We start from the raw sequence: 2,814 nt of genomic DNA, 5'->3' as shown, positions 1-2,814 counted from the left end.
TTTTGCACGACGGCTGTCCTCCCGATGAGGTTGGGCTTTCGGGTCTGCGTGACCAAACTCTTTTGGCGCTTTCACGTCTCATCCCGGCGCTGCACAGCCGTGGTTTTGCAATTCGGTTACTTCCCTAGCATCACTGGACGACGAGAAACCATGACCCTGCTTGCTACAACCAGCATCGCCGCCATATCGATGTATGCCCTGCTCTCGACCGCTTACAAGAGCATGCAGGTCCTTTATGCTCGCCCCGCAAACGGATCAGCGGTACCGGCCAAAACAGTCGAAGCTAGTGCTCTGTCGAGTGTGGATATCATTGTACCCTCCTATAATGAGGACCCGCGCGTTCTGTCAGCGTGCCTAGCGTCCCTTGCAGACCAGAACTATCCGGGAGAGTTGCGATTTTTTGTGGTCGATGATGGTTCCAGGAACCGTGACGCAGTCATGGCTGTACGTGAAGCCTATGCATACGATCCGAGATTCAACTTCATTTTGCTACCGAAGAACGTCGGAAAGCGCAAAGCGCAGATTGCCGCGATTAGGCAATCAAGCGGAGACCTCATCCTGAATGTAGACTCGGACAGCACTATCGCGCCTGATGTGGTCGCCAAACTTGCGCGCAAAATGCAAAATTTAGTGCTGGGTGCGGCCATGGGCCAGTTGACGGCCAGCAACCGGACCGAAACATGGCTGACGCGGTTGATTGACATGGAATATTGGCTTGCCTGCAACGAAGAGCGCGCGGCACAGGCTCGCTTCGGTGCCGTCATGTGTTGCTGCGGCCCGTGTGCAATGTACCGCAGATCCGCGCTGCTCTCGCTGTTGGACCAGTACGAGACGCAGCTTTATCGAGGCAAACCAAGCGATTTTGGTGAGGACCGCCATCTGACGATCCTCATGCTGAAGGCTGGTTTTCGGACGGAGTACGTCCCAGACGCCATAGCGGCGACAGTTGTTCCGGACAAGTTGGGGCCGTATCTGCTCCAACAACTGCGCTGGGCACGTAGTACGTTCCGTGACACGTTGCTCGCGTTTCCCCTCCTACCTGGGCTCGATCGGTATCTCACGTTGGACGTGGTCGGGCAGAACCTCGGACCACTGCTTCTCGCCCTGTCGGTAGTCACAGGAGCGGGGCAATTCATACTGACAGGCACGCTCCCCTGGTGGACGATCCTGATGATCGCCTTAATGACTCTGATACGGTGCAGCGTGGCTGCGTGTCGCGCTCGCCAACTCAGATTTATTGGCTTTTCGCTGCACACGCTTGTGAACATCTTTCTCTTACTTCCCTTGAAGGCTTATGCGTTGTGTACCTTGTCCAATAGCGATTGGCTATCGCGCGGGAGCGCGGCCAATGTGCAAGACATTAGCAGAACGCATGACGCCACCCAAGAGTCGAGGCCGGCGGCGCTTGAGGCACTTGCAGCGGCGAGTGATCGCCGCGTTTCCGCAGGTGGACGGAAATGAATGGCCAAACAGAAAATAGGGCTGAGGCGCAGGCGCAACGAAGTACAGCTTCGCGAGCAAGGGCAGAGCTTGCAGTCCCTTCTGAAACCGGAGCAAGTTTGCCGGGCTCTTGGAGCACCGCTAGCTCAGATTGAACGGGCTGGCGCACATAATGACAGTCAGGACTTTTGCTGGAGTTACCGCAGATGCTAATTGGAACACGCACGATCCGATCCACACTCTCGCCTGAGCCATTTGTAGTCCTCGGGATGCCAAGAACCGGCACGCATTATCTTGAAGAACTGCTGAACGAGCATCCGAATGTGTTGAGCAACGGCGAGCTGCTCAACACCTATGATGCGAATTGGGGCGATAAAGATCGCCTGTCAGGTAGTGACTGCGAGCTCCTTGAGCGTGCCTTCGTGCGCCACCCGACGAGAGAAAATAAGGAGGTGACGCATGTCGGCTGCAAGATCAACGAACCTCAGTTTCGCGAGCGTCCGAACTTTTTTTCCGAGCTGGCCCGCTGGCCGCTGCTTAAGGTTGTCCTTGTGGTTCGCAGGAACACCTTGGAATCTCTCAGATCGCTCGTGCAGGCAAGGCAGACCCGGAGGTGGCTTAAGTTCAGTTCCGACAAGCCGGCCGCTCCACCGCGACCCGTGAAATTGTCAATCGCCGCCTGCGAGGCCTATTTCAAAGCTGCCGAAGATTTCCACGCCCGCGTCGCAAGCGCCTTCGAGCCTACAAGCATAATTCAAATCGAATACGAGGACCTTCTTCGCGATCCTAGAGCTTGTGTGGCAACCGTCTTCAATTTCCTTGATGTTTCACCCCTAAAACTTTGGGGTCGCGGCATTCTACAACGACAAGAATCGCGCCCGTTGAGTGAAACGGTACGGAATTTCCGAGAGTTGCGGGATCACTTCGCATATGGACCTTACGCGAAATTCGTTGATCTTGATCAAGGCTGACTAGAAAAAGTGCAGGTATGTCGACCCATTCAATTCAGCAATCCAGAGTAGCAAGCAGCTCGATGGCGCTTACCCGTTCTCTACCGGGATGAAGAAAGTCGAGGGATATATCTGATGCTGACAGCGGCTCGCTCCTTAGTCCAGCGAAGGAATTCTCTCTACGCACCTCGCTGCCTGCGGGGGGTGTCGGACGAGAAAGAGTATCCACATTGGGAATTTGCTTTAGAAACAAGACTGGACGACGAGCTTGAAGACCTTTGAGATTACCCATCATAATTAATTCGCGGAACCTAAGAGCGATTATCTCAGCCGATTGGAAGCCGAGAGCGGCGATGTCACGTTGTTTGATCAAGGTCGGAACAAGGCGCTTGTGTGAGACGTCAGGCGGTTGCGCCGGTCACGG

Annotated in this window: 2 protein-coding genes and 1 pseudogene; all 3 read left to right on the top strand. The window is 55.1% G+C overall.

Annotated features, from left to right (window positions below):
* Positions 1–128 (top strand): annotated as a pseudogene (locus BN1800_RS39230) (chitooligosaccharide deacetylase NodB); the annotation flags it as partial.
* 22 nt (positions 129–150) lie between these two features.
* Positions 151–1,461 (top strand): chitooligosaccharide synthase NodC, encoded by a 1,311-nt coding sequence (gene nodC, locus BN1800_RS39225; protein ID WP_087006290.1) that lies wholly within the window; start codon positions 151–153, stop codon positions 1,459–1,461.
* A gap of 185 nt (positions 1,462–1,646) precedes the next feature.
* Complete coding sequence (locus BN1800_RS39220; protein WP_051336868.1) at positions 1,647–2,411, top strand: sulfotransferase; 765 nt, start codon at positions 1,647–1,649, stop codon at positions 2,409–2,411.
* Positions 2,412–2,814: the final 403 nt, after the last annotated feature.

The organism is Rhizobium sullae (genome assembly GCF_900169785.1).
Taxonomy (GTDB): domain Bacteria; phylum Pseudomonadota; class Alphaproteobacteria; order Rhizobiales; family Rhizobiaceae; genus Rhizobium; species Rhizobium sullae.
Note: the sequence above shows the minus strand (reverse complement) of the source record. Positions and strands in the feature narration are given on the sequence as shown.

Bases quoted from the DNA above. Each gene is read 5' to 3' on its own strand.
- nodC (WP_087006290.1), top strand. From the start codon at position 151: ATGACCCTGCTTGCTACAACCAGCATCGCCGCCATATCGATGTATGCC.
- BN1800_RS39220 (WP_051336868.1), top strand. From the start codon at position 1,647: ATGCTAATTGGAACACGCACGATCCGATCCACACTCTCGCCTGAGCCA.